This window comes from Variovorax palleresanus (assembly GCF_051144945.1).
Lineage (GTDB): Bacteria > Pseudomonadota > Gammaproteobacteria > Burkholderiales > Burkholderiaceae_C > Variovorax > Variovorax paradoxus_S.
On record NZ_JBJNVP010000002.1, the window covers coordinates 821814 to 836016 of the forward strand.

General features: G+C 67.6%; 10 protein-coding genes. 9 read left to right on the plus strand and 1 reads right to left on the minus strand.

Going from position 1 to position 14203, the window contains the following annotated elements; genetic code table 11:
• The first annotated feature begins 54 nt into the window (after window positions 1–54).
• Genes nirB through cobA form a run of 6 tightly spaced genes read left to right on the plus strand, consistent with a single transcriptional unit; the run spans window position 55 to window position 8318 of the window.
• Complete coding sequence (gene nirB / locus ACJ7Z0_RS07605) at window positions 55–2499, plus strand: nitrite reductase large subunit NirB (RefSeq protein WP_434789340.1); 2445 nt, start codon at window positions 55–57, stop codon at window positions 2497–2499.
• A 22-nt stretch (window positions 2500–2521) separates the two neighbouring features.
• Window positions 2522–3301, plus strand: coding sequence for a type IV pili methyl-accepting chemotaxis transducer N-terminal domain-containing protein (locus ACJ7Z0_RS07610; protein WP_434789341.1), 780 nt, complete (start codon window positions 2522–2524; stop codon window positions 3299–3301).
• 10 nt (window positions 3302–3311) lie between these two features.
• Window positions 3312–3737 (plus strand): nitrite reductase small subunit NirD, encoded by a 426-nt coding sequence (nirD, locus tag ACJ7Z0_RS07615; RefSeq protein WP_431129795.1) that lies wholly within the window; start codon window positions 3312–3314, stop codon window positions 3735–3737.
• A gap of 23 nt (window positions 3738–3760) precedes the next feature.
• Window positions 3761–6556 carry a nitrate reductase gene (locus tag ACJ7Z0_RS07620; RefSeq protein WP_434789342.1) on the plus strand — a complete coding sequence of 932 codons (2796 nt, stop codon included), beginning with the start codon at window positions 3761–3763 and terminating at the stop codon, window positions 6554–6556.
• A 47-nt stretch (window positions 6557–6603) separates the two neighbouring features.
• Window positions 6604–7509 (plus strand): DNA-binding protein YbiB, encoded by a 906-nt coding sequence (ybiB, locus tag ACJ7Z0_RS07625; RefSeq protein ID WP_434789343.1) that lies wholly within the window; start codon window positions 6604–6606, stop codon window positions 7507–7509.
• Window positions 7506–8318 carry a uroporphyrinogen-III C-methyltransferase gene (cobA, locus tag ACJ7Z0_RS07630; protein ID WP_434789344.1) on the plus strand — a complete coding sequence of 271 codons (813 nt, stop codon included), beginning with the start codon at window positions 7506–7508 and terminating at the stop codon, window positions 8316–8318. Before ybiB ends, cobA begins: the two co-directional genes overlap by 4 nt.
• A gap of 7 nt (window positions 8319–8325) precedes the next feature.
• Here cobA and ACJ7Z0_RS07635 read toward each other — a convergent pair whose 3' ends face one another.
• Window positions 8326–9408 (minus strand): hypothetical protein, encoded by a 1083-nt coding sequence (locus tag ACJ7Z0_RS07635; protein ID WP_434789345.1) that lies wholly within the window; start codon window positions 9406–9408, stop codon window positions 8326–8328.
• 254 nt (window positions 9409–9662) lie between these two features.
• Between ACJ7Z0_RS07635 and ACJ7Z0_RS07640 the strand changes: the two genes are divergently transcribed.
• The 3 genes from ACJ7Z0_RS07640 to ACJ7Z0_RS07650 all read left to right on the plus strand — a co-directional run bounded on the left by ACJ7Z0_RS07640 (window position 9663) and on the right by ACJ7Z0_RS07650 (window position 14200).
• Complete coding sequence (locus ACJ7Z0_RS07640; RefSeq protein WP_434789346.1) at window positions 9663–11753, plus strand: type IV pilus secretin PilQ; 2091 nt, start codon at window positions 9663–9665, stop codon at window positions 11751–11753.
• Between the two features lie 77 nt (window positions 11754–11830).
• Window positions 11831–12865, plus strand: coding sequence for an ABC transporter ATP-binding protein (locus ACJ7Z0_RS07645; protein WP_431129777.1), 1035 nt, complete (start codon window positions 11831–11833; stop codon window positions 12863–12865).
• 66 nt (window positions 12866–12931) lie between these two features.
• Window positions 12932–14200, plus strand: a complete 1269-nt coding sequence (locus ACJ7Z0_RS07650) for an ABC transporter substrate-binding protein (protein ID WP_434789347.1) — start codon at window positions 12932–12934, stop codon at window positions 14198–14200.
• The last annotated feature ends 3 nt before the right edge of the window (window positions 14201–14203 follow it).

A 14203-nucleotide genomic window follows, 5' to 3' on the forward strand; every position in this document is an offset into this window, starting at 1 on the left:
CGTGCTTCCCATTGCTTGATCCGAACCCGCTGATTCCCCGAAAGGCCCCACCCCATGCAGAAACTCAAACTCGTGATGGTCGGCAACGGCATGGCCGGCGTGCGCACCCTGGAGGAGCTCCTGAAGCTCGCCCCGGAGCTGTACGACATCACCGTCTTCGGTGCCGAGCCGCACCCCAACTACAACCGCATCCTCCTGTCGCCCGTGCTCGCCGGCGAGCAGACCGTGGAGGAGATCGTGCTCAACAGCTGGGAGTGGTACACCGAGAACCACATCACCCTGCACGCAGGCAAGAAAGTCGTCGAGGTCGACCGCGTCAAGCGCATCGTGCGCGCCGTGGATGCGCAGGGCGCCATCACCGAGGCCGCCTACGACCGCCTCCTCATGTGCACCGGCTCCAACCCCTTCATGCTCCCGGTCCCCGGCAAGGACCTCCAAGGCGTCATCGCCTACCGCGACATCGCCGACACCGACTACATGATCGAGACCGCCAAGACCCACAAGCACGCGGTCGTCATCGGCGGCGGCCTCCTGGGCCTGGAGGCGGCCAACGGCCTGATGCTGCGCGGCATGAGCGTCACCGTGGTGCACGTCATGCCCTGGCTCATGGAGCGCCAGCTGGACGACGTGGCCGGCAAGCTGCTGCAAAAGTCCCTGGAAGACCGCGGCCTCACCTTCCGCATCGGCGCCCAGACCCAGGAACTCGTCGGTGGCGACGATGGCCGCGTCAAGGCCATCCGCTTCAAGGACGGCACCGAAGTGGCCGCCGACCTGGTCGTCATGGCGGTCGGCATCCGCCCCAACACCGAGCTGGCCGAGAAGATGCGCCTGCACTGCAACCGCGGCATCGTGGTCACCGACACCCTGCAGACCGTGACCGACGCGCGCATCTACTCGGTGGGCGAATGCGCGGCCCACCGCGGCATCGCCTACGGCCTGGTCGCGCCCCTGTTCGAGCAGGCCAAGGTCGCGGCCAACCACCTGGCCCAGTTCGGCATCGGGCGCTACCTGGGGTCGCTGACCTCCACCAAGCTGAAGGTCACCGGCATCGACCTGTTCTCCGCCGGCGAGTTCATGGGCGGCGAAGGCACCGAGGAGATCGTCATGAGCGACCCCTTCGGCGGGGTCTACAAGAAGCTGGTGATCAAGGACGACAAGCTGGTGGGCGCGTGCCTGTACGGCGACACGGTGGACGGCAGCTGGTACTTCAAGCTCTTGCGCGACGGGCGCAGCGTGCACGACATCCGCGACAAGCTGATGTTCGGCGAATCCAACATCGGCGACACCGGCCACGAGGGCCACAGCAAGGCCGCCAGCATGCCCGACGAGGCCGAGGTGTGCGGCTGCAACGGCGTGACCAAGGGCACCATCTGCAAGGCGATCAAGGACAAGGGCCTGTTCACGCTGGACGAGGTCAAGAAGCACACCAAGGCCAGCGCCAGCTGTGGTTCCTGCACCGGCCTGGTCGAGCAGATCCTGATGTTCACCGCCGGCGGCGACTACTCGGCCACGCCCAAGAAGAAGGCGGTGTGCGGCTGCACCGACGCGAACCACCAGGAGGTGCGGGAAGCCATCCGGAAGGAACACTACCTGACCCACGATGCGGTCTACCGCAACCTGGGCTGGCGCACGCCCAACGGCTGCGCGACCTGCCGCCCGGCGGTGAACTACTACCTGATCTCGACCTGGCCCAAGGAGGCCAAGGACGATCCGCAGAGCCGCTTCATCAACGAGCGCAGCCACGCCAACATCCAGAAGGACGGCACCTACTCGGTGATCCCGCGCATGTGGGGCGGCCACACCACGCCGGACGAGCTGCGCCGCATCGCGGACGCGGCCGACAAGTACAAGATCCCGACGGTGAAGGTCACGGGCGGCCAGCGCATCGACCTCCTGGGGGTGAAGAAGGAGGACCTGGAGGGGGTCTGGAAGGACATCGGCATGCCGTCGGGCTTTGCCTATGCCAAGAGCCTGCGCACGGTGAAGACCTGCGTGGGCAGCGAGTGGTGCCGCTTCGGCACGCAGGATTCCACCCAGATGGGCAAGGACCTGGAGCGGGCGCTGTGGGCGATGTATTCGCCGCACAAGGTCAAGCTGGCGGTGTCGGGCTGTCCGCGCAACTGCGCCGAGGCCGGGATCAAGGACGTGGGGGTGATCGGGGTGGACTCGGGCTGGGAGCTGTACGTGGGGGGCAACGGCGGCATCAAGACGGAGGTGGCGCAGTTCCTGGTGAAGGTGAAGACGGCGGCCGAGGTGATGGAGTATTCGGGCGCATTCTTGCAGCTGTACCGCGAGGAAGGCTGGTACCTGGAGCGCACGGTGCACTACATCGGGCGGGTCGGGCTGGACTATGTGAAGAAGAAGATCCTGGAAGACGCCGAAGGCCGCAAGGCGCTGTGGGAGCGGCTGCAGTTTGCGCTGGATGGGGAGCCGGATCCCTGGTTCGCGTCCAGCCAGGCGCAGGTGGATGTGCGGCAGTTCACGCCACTGACGGCGTAAACGAAAAGAGCGGAGAAAAAACTTGAAAAGAAGACTCTTCATCGCTTCCTCGGCGTTCGCCGCTGCAGGCGTCCGTGCGCAGGTGGCCGACCTCAACGACGCCATCAACAAGGCGGGCCGCCAGCGCATGCTGTCGCAGCGCGCGAGCAAGGCCTATCTCGCTCTGGCGCAGAAGGTGGAAACGCGCAACGCCCAGCAGGTGCTCGACAAGTCCATCGTGCTGTTCGAAAAGCAGCTGGCCGAACTCAAGGCCTTTGCGCCGAGCCCCGCCATCCGCAGCACCTACGACGCACTCGACGGCGCCTGGGGCGAGTTCAAGCGCGAGCTCACCGGCACGACGGCCGGCAAGGAAGAAGCCGCCCGGATCGTCAAGCTCGACGCCGCCGTGCTCGCGCTTGCGCACCAGGGCACCACGCAGTACGAAGCCGCGTCGGGCAAGTCCGTGGGCCGGCTGGTCAACATCGCGGGCCGGCAGCGCATGCTGTCGCAGCGCATGGCCAAGTTCTACCTGGCCGGTGCGATGCAGATCGACGCGGCCGGCAGCACGGCCGAAATCGCCAAGTCACGCACCGAATTCCTGGCCGGCCTGGACACCCTGCGCAACGCGCCCGAAGCCACCGCCCAGATCCGCCAGGAACTGGTGCTGGCCGACGCGCAGTGGATGTTCTTCAACCGCGGGCTCCAGCGCCTCGAAGGCGCCGGCCACTCGCCCGCCCTCATGTCCGACGTGTTCGTGACCAGCGAAAACATGCTGGCCATCATGGACCGCGTGACGGGCATGTATTCCGACCTCAAAACCTAGAGACCCCATCATGAGTGAATGGAAAACCATCTGCCGCATCGACGACATCCCCGTGCTGGGCGCTCGCCGCGTGGCGCGCCCGGTGGGCGTGGACGTGGCGGTGTTCCGCAATGCCGAGAACCAGGTGTTCGCGCTGCTCGACCGCTGCCCGCACAAGGGCGGGCCGCTGTCGCAGGGCATCGTGTTCGGCACCAGCGTGGCCTGCCCGCTGCACAACTGGGCCATCGGCCTGGACGACGGCTGCGCCAAGTCGCCCGATGAGGGATGCACCCCCAAGTTCGCGGTGAAGGTCGAAGATGGCCAGGTCATGATGAACGCGCTCGAACTCAAGACGCACGCCATCGATCTGGCCCCGCCGCGTGCCGGCCCCGGCGCCGCAACGGCGGGCAAGCTGGGTGACGAGAGCTTCGACGTGCAGGCGCCGCACGGCAGCTAGGCGCACAACCAAGGCATCGACCCATGGAAGAAACTCGCTCCACCTGCCCCTACTGCGGCGTGGGCTGCGGTGTGATCATCGAGTCCGACGGCGCCCAGATTACCGGCGTGCGCGGCGACCCCGACCACCCGGCCAACTTCGGGCGCCTCTGCACCAAGGGCTCGACACTGCATCTCACGGCCACGGCCACGGTCACGCGCCAGACACGGCTGCTGCAACCCATGCGGCGCGCCGCGCGCGGCGCCGAGCCGGCGCCCATCGCATGGGACACCGCGCTCGACGGCGCCGTCGACAAGTTCGAACAGGTCATCCGCGACCACGGCCCCGACGCCGTGGGCTTCTACGTCTCGGGCCAACTGCTCACCGAGGACTATTACGTCTTCAACAAGCTCGCCAAGGGGCTGATCGGCACCAACAACATCGACACCAACTCGCGCCTGTGCATGAGCAGCGCGGTGGCCGGCTACAAGCAGACGCTGGGCGCCGACGCGCCGCCGGCCTGCTACGACGACCTGAAGCATGCCGAGTGCCTTTTCATCGTGGGCAGCAACGCTGCATGGGCGCACCCGATCCTGTTCCGCCGCATCGAGGATGCGAAGGCCGCGAACCCCGGGATGAAGATCATCGTGGCCGATCCGCGCCGCACCGACACGGTGGAAATCGCCGACCTGTTCCTGCCAATCCAGCCCGGCACCGACGTGATGCTGTTCAACGGCATGCTGCACCTGATGCTGTGGGAAGGCTGGACCGATAACGGCTACATCGCGGCCCACACCAACGGCTTCGATGCGCTGAAGGCCACGGTGCGCGAATGCACGCCCGACAAGGTGGCGCAGATCTGCGGCATCTCGAAGGAAGACCTGCTCACCGCGGCGCGCATGTTCGCGACTTCGCCGGCCACGCTGAGCCTCTACTGCCAGGGCCTCAACCAGTCGTCGAGCGGCACCGCAAAAAATGCTGCGCTGATCAACCTGCATCTGGCGACCGGCCAGATCGGCAAGCCCGGCGCCGGCCCGTTCTCGCTCACCGGCCAACCCAACGCCATGGGCGGGCGCGAAGTGGGTGGCCTCGCCAATCTGCTGAGCGCGCACCGCGACCTGGCCAATCCGGCGCATCGGGCCGAAGTGGCGGCGCTGTGGAACCTGCCCTCCGTGCCGGAAAAACCCGGCAAGACCGCAGTCGAGATGTTCCAGGCCGCGGCCGATGGCGAGATCCGCGCGCTGTGGATCGCCTGCACCAACCCCGCCCAGTCGATGCCCGACCAGGCCACGGTGCGCCGCGCGCTGGAGCGCGCCGAATTCGTCGTGGTGCAGGAAGCCTTTTCGACCACGTCGACCTGCGCCTTTGCCGACCTGCTGCTGCCCGCCACCACCTGGGGCGAGAAGGAAGGCACCGTGACCAACAGCGAGCGCCGCATCTCGCGCGTGCGCCCCGCGGTACCGGGGCCCGGCGAGGCGCGCCACGACTGGTCGATTGCCGTGGACTTCGCACGCCGGCTCGAACAGCGGCTCGGCCGCACGGCCACCCTGTTTCCCTATGAAAGCGCCGAGCGCGTGTGGAACGAGCACCGCGAATCCACGCGCGGCCGCGACCTCGACATCACCGGCATGAGCTACGCCATGCTCGACACCGCGGGCCCGCAGCAATGGCCGCTGAAAGAAGGCGAAACCACCGGCCGCGCCCGCCTGTATGAAGACGGCATCTTCCCGACGCCGGACGGCCGAGCGCGTTTCGCGGACACGGTCTACAAGCCGGTGGCCGAGGCGCGCGAGGCGCGCTATCCGTTCTCGCTCAACACCGGCCGCCTGCGCGACCAGTGGCACGGCATGAGCCGCACGGGCACGGTCGGCCGGCTCTTCGGCCACGTGGCTGAACCGGCGGTGCAGATGAATGCGCAAGACATGGCGCGCCGCCAGCTGCAAGACGGCGACCTCGTGCATCTCACCTCGAAGCGCGGCTCCATCCTGCTGCCGGCGCGCGCCAGCGCCGAGATCGGGCTGAGCCAGGCCTTCGTCGCCATGCACTGGGGCGAGGAATACCTGAGCGGATGCTCGTCCACCGGCACGCCGCTGGCAGGCATCAATGCGCTGACCTCCCCGGCCTACTGCCCCACCTCGAAGCAACCCGAGCTCAAGCACACGCCGGTCAAGATCCTCAAGGCCGAGCTGCCGTGGTCGCTGCTCGCCATGGCGTGGCTGCCGCCCGACGCGGCGCTTGCCGCGCATCAGGCGCTCAAGCCGCTGATGGCAATGTTCCCGTTTGCCACCTGCGTGCCGTTCTCGGGCAACACGCCGGGCGAGGAACGCAGCGGCATCCTGTTTCGCGCCGCCGCGCACGACGCACCGGCAGACGAACTCATCGACCGCATCGAAGGCCTGCTCGGCCTCGGCAGCAGCGATGCGCTGCGCTACGCCGACCGCCGCCGCGGCCAGCGCCGCGTGGCACGGCTGGTGCGGCGCGCCGACGGCAACGCCGGCCTCGAGGCCTTCCTGCTGGGCGGCGACACCAGCGCCGAGGCCTGGATCGGCACCCTGCTGCGCGAGGAAATCCCGGCGCAGAGCTACGGCCGCCTGCTGCTGTCGCCTGGCGCTCGCGCGCCCGTGGCGGTGCAGTCGCGCGGCCAGCCGGTGTGCACCTGCTTCAACGTGACCGACCTGGCGATCCGGGCCGAACTGGGCCGCTGCAGCGGCACGCCCGAGGAGCGGCTGGCTTCGCTGCAGGGCGCGCTCAAATGCGGCACCAACTGCGGCTCCTGCCTGCCCGAACTCAAGCGCATGGTGCGGGCCACCCCGGCCGAAACCGTGGTGGAGGGTGCATAAGCCGCCTTGCTTTCCGGCATAAGCATTGCGGGACAATCCGTGCACCCATGGGAATCAGCCAATACATCAAGGAAATCGGCCGCGGCGCGCGAGGCGCCAAGCCGCTGACGCGCGAACAGGCCACCGACCTGTTCGGCCAGGTGCTGGACGGCACCGTGACCGACCTGGAGATCGGCGGCTTTTGCCTCGCGATGCGCATCAAGGGCGAAACGCCGGAAGAAATGGCCGGCTTCCTCGACGCCACGCACGCCAGGCTCAACCGCCTGCCCGCCGCCGACCGCCCGCTCATCGTGCTGCCGAGCTACAACGGCGCGCGCAAGCTGCCGGTGCTCACGCCGCTGCTGGCGCTGCTGCTCGCCCGCGAAGGGCTGCCGGTGCTGGTGCACGGCAGCGCCACAGAAACATCGCGCGTGCTGGCATCGAACGTGCTGGAGGCATTGGACATGCCCATGCTCACGGCCATCCGAAAAATCCCGTCCGGCGAAGTGGGCTTTGCACCCACCGAGCTGCTCAACCCCGCCCTCAAGCGGCTGCTCGACGTGCGCCGCGTGGTGGGCTTGCGCAACCCTGGCCACAGCGTGGTCAAGCTGATGCAGCCGACCACGGGCCCGTGCGTGATCGTGGCAAGCTATACGCATCCGGAATACGCGCGCACCATGGGCGAAACTTTCGAGCTCATGGGCATGACCGCCTTGCTCTCGCGCGGACTCGAAGGCGAAGTGGTGTCCGACCCGCGCCGCACCGCGCAGGTCGACGGCTTCGTGCGCGGCGTGCGCAGCGAACTGCAGGCCCAGGCCGCGGGCACGTCGAGCGAGGTGCCCGGCCTGCCGAAAGAAATCGACGTCGCGACCACGGCCGAGTACACGCGGCGCGTATTGAACGGCGAGCTTCCCGTGCCTGAAGCCATCGCCACGCAGGTCAGGCACATCACGCAACTGGCGTCCCACGCATGAACAGACCGATCTCTTCTTTTGCCACCGGCAGCTGCACGCTGGTGGGCGCCGGCCCCGGCGACCCCGAACTGCTGACCATCAAGGCCGTCAAGGCCATCCAGGCCGCAACCGTGCTGCTGGTGGACGATCTCGTGAGCGAAAGCATCCTGAACTCTTACGCCCGGCCGGGCGCGCGCATCGTGCACGTGGGCAAGCGCGGCGGCTGCAAGAGCACACCCCAGGCTTTCATCGAGCGGCTCATGATCACCGCGGCACATGAAGGCGAAACGGTGGTCCGGCTCAAGGGCGGCGACCCGTTCATCTTCGGCCGCGGCGGCGAAGAGGTCGAGCACCTGCGCGAAGCCGGCATCGAGTGCACCGTGATCAACGGCATCACGGCCGGCCTCGCGGCCGCCACCTCGCTCGGCGTGCCGCTCACGCACCGCGACCATGCGCAGGGCGTGGTGTTCGTCACCGGCCACGCCAAGACCGGCGCCGGCGCGCACGAAGACGCGACCGACTGGCGCGCGCTCGCGGCCACGGCGCACAACGCCCGGCTCACGCTCGTCATCTACATGGGCGTGGCGGGCGCGGGCCACATCGAACGCGAACTGCTCCATGGCCTGCCCGGCGACACGCCGGTGGCCGTGGTGCAGCATGCGAGCCTGCCGCAGCAGCGCCACATCGCGACCACGCTCGATCGGCTCCAGGCCGGCATTGCCGAGGCCGGGCTCGCGAGCCCCGCGGTGATCGTGGTGGGCGACGTGCTGCGCGGGCTGGCCGCGGCGGCGCTGCCGGCGGGCACGGACGCCGGCCGCTTCGGCACCTGAACGGCGATCAGAAAGAGAGTGCCCCGGCCATCCGGGGCCGTGCACGAAGTGCCGCGGCTTCCGGCGCATGCGGCGCGTGCAACACGATCGGCGTGCGGCTTCCGAGGCTGGCCATGAGGGCGATCCAGCCGATGGCCAGGTTGCCATTCGACATGGCCAGCCGCTGCAGGTCGAGCATCAGCGCCTGATACTCCTCGAGCACCTGGACCTCCGACATCTCGCCGCGGCTCATTCGCGCCTTGGCCTGCTCGAACGACGCCTTCGCGTCGCGCACGCGACGGTTGGCCGCCGCCGCCGCATCGTTGGTAGCCTGCAGCTTTCGCAGGGCCTCGGCGACCTCAGCGCGACCCTGCGCCACGGCCTCCGGGAAGAGCGGGTAGCCGGGGAGATCGGCGTCGGCGTCCTGGCCGCTCTCGCCTGTGTCTTCCGCGGCATCGATCGTGCCGCCTAGCCCGGCTTGCGGATCGATGCCATACAGCGCCGCGGCCAACTGAATATCGTCCCGGTTGGCAAGCAATGCCGCCGGCAGGGCCTGCGGCAGCGGGAGCGCCATACGAGGCTGCTTGCGCGCTGCGACTTCATCGGCGATGGCCTTCTGCAGCGCCTCTGCGGACAGGCGCGAGCGCGCAGCCAGAAAGGCGAGCTGAACGTCGCGCTGCGCATCGATCTTCTTCATCGATGAAGTCGCGTCGGCTTCGCGGTGCTTCAACTCCTCGCGGAAATCGTCGTGCGGTGCGGGGCTGGCGAAGACGAGTTGCAACTGGCGCCGTGCGGCGGCACGCGCACTGTCGATGTAGGTCAGGCTCAGCGTCTGGACCAGCAACCCGACATACGCCGCCGACACGCCGACCTCCGGCGCCTGCATGTCCAGGCGGCCATCGGAAGCCGCGCCGCGCGATGCCTCCGCAACCAGCGCATTCAGCGTTTCGCTCTCGAAGGCCAGCCACCAGGGACCCGCCGACGCACGCGAGGCAGACGCCACGGGCTGCCCCGCGCCATGCGTCAACGACGGGCGCGCCATGGCGTGGCTCGCGCTCACGCCGGAGCCTGCGCACGCGATGCCCAGCGCGCCGATGAGCATCGCAACCATTGACCGACTTGCCACCATTCGTGCGCTCCAGAGGATTTCGACAGCCACGATGGTCCCCCGCAAATTCGGAGAAATCGAAGAGGTGGCGCAGCGGGGTCGCGAGGCCGCCGGCGCGGCCCATTGCATCCATGCAACACAAGTTGCGATCGGTCGCTGTTCGGCGAGATTCCTCCCACATTGAACGAAACCATTCAACCCGTCATCGCGGAGCGCGCATGTCGCTCGCGCCCCGCTCAAGAAAGACGGAGAGAACCATGAAGATATGTCCGCGCTCGCCGAGCGCCCTGCGACGGTGGACCGGTGTTGCGCTCGTCTCGCTGGCCTCGATTGCCGCGCACGCACAGAACGCCATCGAGGCGGTCACCAGCACTGCAAGGGGCGACGTGGAACTGGTGCGGATCGACTTCACGCATCCGCTGGCCGCGCTTCCCACCGGCTTCGTGGTGCAGGAGCCGGCGCGCATTGCGCTGGATTTTCCGGGCGTCGCCAATGCCGTGGGCCGCTCGGCGATCGAGTTCAACCTGGGCAACCTCCGCACCGCCAATGTCGTGCAGGCCGGCGAGCGTTCGCGCGTGGTGCTGAACCTCAAACACGCGACCACCTACCAGGCAGAGATCCAGGGCCGCTCGCTCCTGGTTTCGCTGCAGCCCGGAACGGGCCAGCCCCCCAGGACGCCGTCCAACGCCGGTTTTGCCGAAGGCAGGGAGCGCCAGGCGACGCCGCTGCGGGACATCGATTTCCGGCGCGGCGGCGACGGCGCCGGCCGCGTGCTCATCGCCATGGGCAGCAGCCAGCTCGGCGTGGACGTGCGGCGGCAGGGCTCGGCGCTGGTGGCCGATTTCATGCGCGCTTCGCTGCCCGACGCGCTGCGGCGCCGGCTCGACGTCTCCGACTTTGGCACGGCGGTCGACGCGGTGCACGCGGAGCAGCTCGGCGACAGGGTTCGCCTCACGATCAGTTCGCACGGCGACTGGGAGCAGAGTGCCTACCAGACCGATGAGCAGTTCGTCATCGAGGTGCGCCCGCGCAAGACAGACCCGTCCAAGTTGACGCAGGGCACCGGGTACACCGGCGAAAAGCTCACGCTCAATTTCCAGAATGTCGACGTGCGCGCGCTGCTGCAGGTGATCGCGGACTTCACCGGCTTCAACGTGGTGACGTCGGACACGGTATCCGGCGCCCTGACGCTGCGGCTCAAGGAGGTGCCGTGGGACCAGGCGCTGGAAGTCATCCTGCAGGCGAAGAACCTGGGGCTGCGCAAGAACGGCAGCATCCTGTGGATCGCGCCGCGCGACGAGATCAACGCCAAGGAAAAGGTGGAGCTCGAAGCGCAGGCCGCGCTGGAGAGCCTGGCCGCGCTTCGCACCCAGTCCTTCCAGCTCAACTACGCCAAGGCCGCCACGGTGGTGCAAAGCCTGACGGGCGGCGGCGCCTCGGGCGGCGGCGGCAGCGCGTCGGCCACGCGCATCTTGAGCACGCGCGGCAGCGCGATCGCCGAAGTGCGCACGAACCAGCTTTTCGTCACGGACACGCCGCAACGGCTGGCCGAAGTGAGCGAGCTCATCCGCAAGCTGGATGTGCCGGTGCGGCAGGTGCTGATCGAGGCGCGCATCGTCGAAGCCTCGGACACCTTCGGCAAGTCGCTGGGTGTCAAGCTGGGCGGCGGGGCCTCCGGCAAGAACAGCTCGTTCGGCACCAGCCCCACGGGCACGGACAACGCCTTTACCTCCTACACCAGCAGCAACTTCGTGAACCTGCCGGCCGGCGATGCGGGCGGCACCGGCAGCAGCGCGGGGGCCTTCTCGCTGTCGCTTTTCAACTCGAGCTTCACGCGCATGCTGAACCTGGAAATCTCCGCGCTCGAAGCCGAAGGCAAGGGCCGGCTGGTGTCGAGCCCGCGCGTGGTGACGGCCGACCAGACCAAGGCGCTGATCGAACAGGGTGAAGAGATTCCCTACCAGCAGGCCACCTCCAGCGGCGCCACGTCCATCTCGTTCCGCAAGGCGGTGCTGAAGCTCGAAGTCACGCCGCAGATCACGCCCGAAGGCAACATCATCCTGGCGCTCGACGTGAGCAAGGATGCGCGCGGCGTCACCACGTCGGCCGGGCCGGCCATCAACACCAAGCACGTGCAGACGGAGGTGCTGGTGGAGAACGGCGGCACCGTGGTGATCGGCGGCATCTTCGAGCTGACGGAAACCAACGACGAGTCGCGCGTACCGGTGCTGGGTGAGGTGCCTTACCTCGGCGCCCTGTTCCGGTCGCGGGAACGCGTGGTGAACAAGGTCGAGATGCTGGTGTTCATCACGCCCAAGATGATCGCGCGCCCGAACGCCGCGCTGTAGCACCAAGATGTGGCATGGAGCGTGCTTAACGCCAGCATGCCCGTTTTCCGATCGTTTTCAGCGCCACGCGCCCGTTCATGAACGCCGTCGCCGCGCCTCCGCCCGCCGCCGTTGAAATCGTTGCCCTGAGCAAGCGCTACGCCGCAGGCACGCCGGCCGCCGTCGACCGGATCGACCTGCGCATTGCCAGCGGCAGCTACTGCTGCCTGCTGGGCCCTTCGGGCTGCGGCAAGAGCACCACGCTGCGCATGATCGCGGGGCATGAGTCGGTCACCAGCGGCGACATCCTGCTGGACAACCGCAACATCACGAACCTGCCCGCGGCCGCGCGCGGCACGGCCATGATGTTCCAGAGTTTTGCGCTGTTCCCCCACCTGTCGGCCACGGACAACGTGGCCTTCAGCCTCAAGATGAAAGGCGTCGGCAAGGCCGAGCGCCAGAAGCGTGCGCGCGACCTGCTGGAACGCGTGGCCATGGGCCACCTGGCCGAACGCAAGCCCGGTGAACTCTCCGGCGGACAGCAGCAGCGCGTGGCGCTGGCGCGCGCGCTCATCACCGAGCCGCGCGTGCTGCTGCTCGACGAGCCGCTGTCGGCGCTCGACCCCTTCCTGCGCATCCAGATGCGCGCCGAGCTGCGGCGCTGGCAGAAGGAGCTGGGGCTGACTTTCGTGCACGTCACGCATTCGCAGGAAGAAGCAATGGCGCTGGCCGACACCATGGTGGTCATGAACCACGGGGTGATCGAGCAGGTCGGCTCTCCGCACCAGATCTACAACCACCCGGCAAACGAATTCGTGGCGCGCTTCATGGGCGGCCACAACGTGTTCGACACGCCCGCCGGCCCGATCGCCGTGCGCAACGACCACATGCGGATCGCCCCGGCTTCGGACGGCGGTGCGCCAGGCGGCCTTGCCGCGGCGGTGACCGATGTCGAGTACCAGGGCACCTACGTGCTGCTCGGGCTGGCGCTGCAAGCGGCCCCGCCCGGCCGCCAGAACGTGTCGGTCCTGATGGGCGAAGCCGCCTTCCTCGCGAGCCCCTATGCACAGGGCCAGGCGGTGAGCCTGGCCTGGGCCGAGGCCGACGCGCGCGCACTCGCCGCGGCCCCGTAAGCGCCGCCACCACACACAGCTTTTCCCCGTTCCTTCATCTGCCACTTTTCATACGGAGGCTCTTTCATGACCGACCCCATCGACTCGTCCGCCGGCGTCCAGCGCCGCACCCTTCTGCAAGGCACTGCCGGCATCCTGGCCACGGGCATCGCGCCCTTCGTGCATGCACAGGAAAAAGTCGTGCTGCGCTACCTTGGCACCGCGGTGAACCAGGACAAGGCGATTGCCGAGAAGTTCAAGGCCGACACCGGCATCGAGATCCAGTACGTGGCCGTGACCACCGACGACGTGACCAAGCGCGCCGTGACCGCGCCCAACAGCTTCGACCTGATCGACACGGAGTTCTTCTCGCTCAAGAAGATCGTGCCCACCGGCAACCTCAAGGGAATCGACACCAAGAAAATCAAGAATGCCGACAAGATCACCACGCTCTTCACCAAGGGCGAAGTCGGCGGCAAGGCCGTGGGCGACCAGGGCACCGCGCCCAAGAAGGTGATCTACCTCGAGGGCGAGAAGAGCAAGAAGTTCGCGACCGCGCCGACGCAGTTCATGTCGCTCATTCCCACGGTCTACAACGCCGATACGCTGGGCATCCGTCCGGACCTGATCAAGCGGCCGATCAGCTCCTGGGCCGAACTTCTCAATCCGGAATTCAAGGGCAAGGCCGCGATCCTGAACATTCCGTCGATCGGCATCATGGACGCCGCGATGGTGGTGGAGGCCAAGGGCATCCACAAGTACAAGGACAAGGGCAACATGATCAAGGCCGAGATCGACCTGACGATCAAGACCCTGATCGAAGCCAAGAAGGCCGGCCAGTTCCGCGCGCTGTGGAAGGACTTCAACGAATCGGTCAACCTGATGGCTTCGGGCGAAGTGGTGATCCAGTCGATGTGGTCGCCGGCCGTCACGGCCGTGCGCACCAAGGGCATTGCCTGCAACTTCCAGCCGCTCAAGGAAGGCTACCGCGCCTGGGCCGCCGGCTTTGGCCTGCCGGCCACGCTGTCGGGCAAGAAGCTCGATGGCGCCTATGAATTCATCAACTGGTTCCTCGACGGCTGGGCCGGCGCCTACCTGAACCGCCAGGGCTACTACAGCGCCGTGCTCGACACCGCCAAGGCCAAGATGGAGGCCTACGAGTGGGCCTACTGGATGGAAGGCAAGCCCGCCTCGCAGGACATCAAGAGCCCCAATGGCGACGTGCTCGCCAAGACCGGCGCGGTGCGCGACGGCGGCAGCTACGAGCAGCGCATGGGCGGCATCGCCTGCTGGAACGCGGTGATGGACGAGAACGAGTACATGGTCAAAAAATGGAACGAGTTCGTCGCAGCCTGACCC

Coding starts and splice junctions, on each gene's coding strand:
- nirD (WP_431129795.1), top strand. CDS start 3,312: ATGAGTGAATGGAAAACCATCTGCCGCATCGACGACATCCCCGTGCTG.
- ACJ7Z0_RS07620 (WP_434789342.1), top strand. CDS start 3,761: ATGGAAGAAACTCGCTCCACCTGCCCCTACTGCGGCGTGGGCTGCGGT.
- ACJ7Z0_RS07645 (WP_431129777.1), top strand. CDS start 11,831: ATGAACGCCGTCGCCGCGCCTCCGCCCGCCGCCGTTGAAATCGTTGCC.
- ACJ7Z0_RS07635 (WP_434789345.1), bottom strand. CDS start 9,408: ATGGTTGCGATGCTCATCGGCGCGCTGGGCATCGCGTGCGCAGGCTCC.
- ACJ7Z0_RS07650 (WP_434789347.1), top strand. CDS start 12,932: ATGACCGACCCCATCGACTCGTCCGCCGGCGTCCAGCGCCGCACCCTT.
- ybiB (WP_434789343.1), top strand. CDS start 6,604: ATGGGAATCAGCCAATACATCAAGGAAATCGGCCGCGGCGCGCGAGGC.
- cobA (WP_434789344.1), top strand. CDS start 7,506: ATGAACAGACCGATCTCTTCTTTTGCCACCGGCAGCTGCACGCTGGTG.
- nirB (WP_434789340.1), top strand. CDS start 55: ATGCAGAAACTCAAACTCGTGATGGTCGGCAACGGCATGGCCGGCGTG.
- ACJ7Z0_RS07640 (WP_434789346.1), top strand. CDS start 9,663: ATGAAGATATGTCCGCGCTCGCCGAGCGCCCTGCGACGGTGGACCGGT.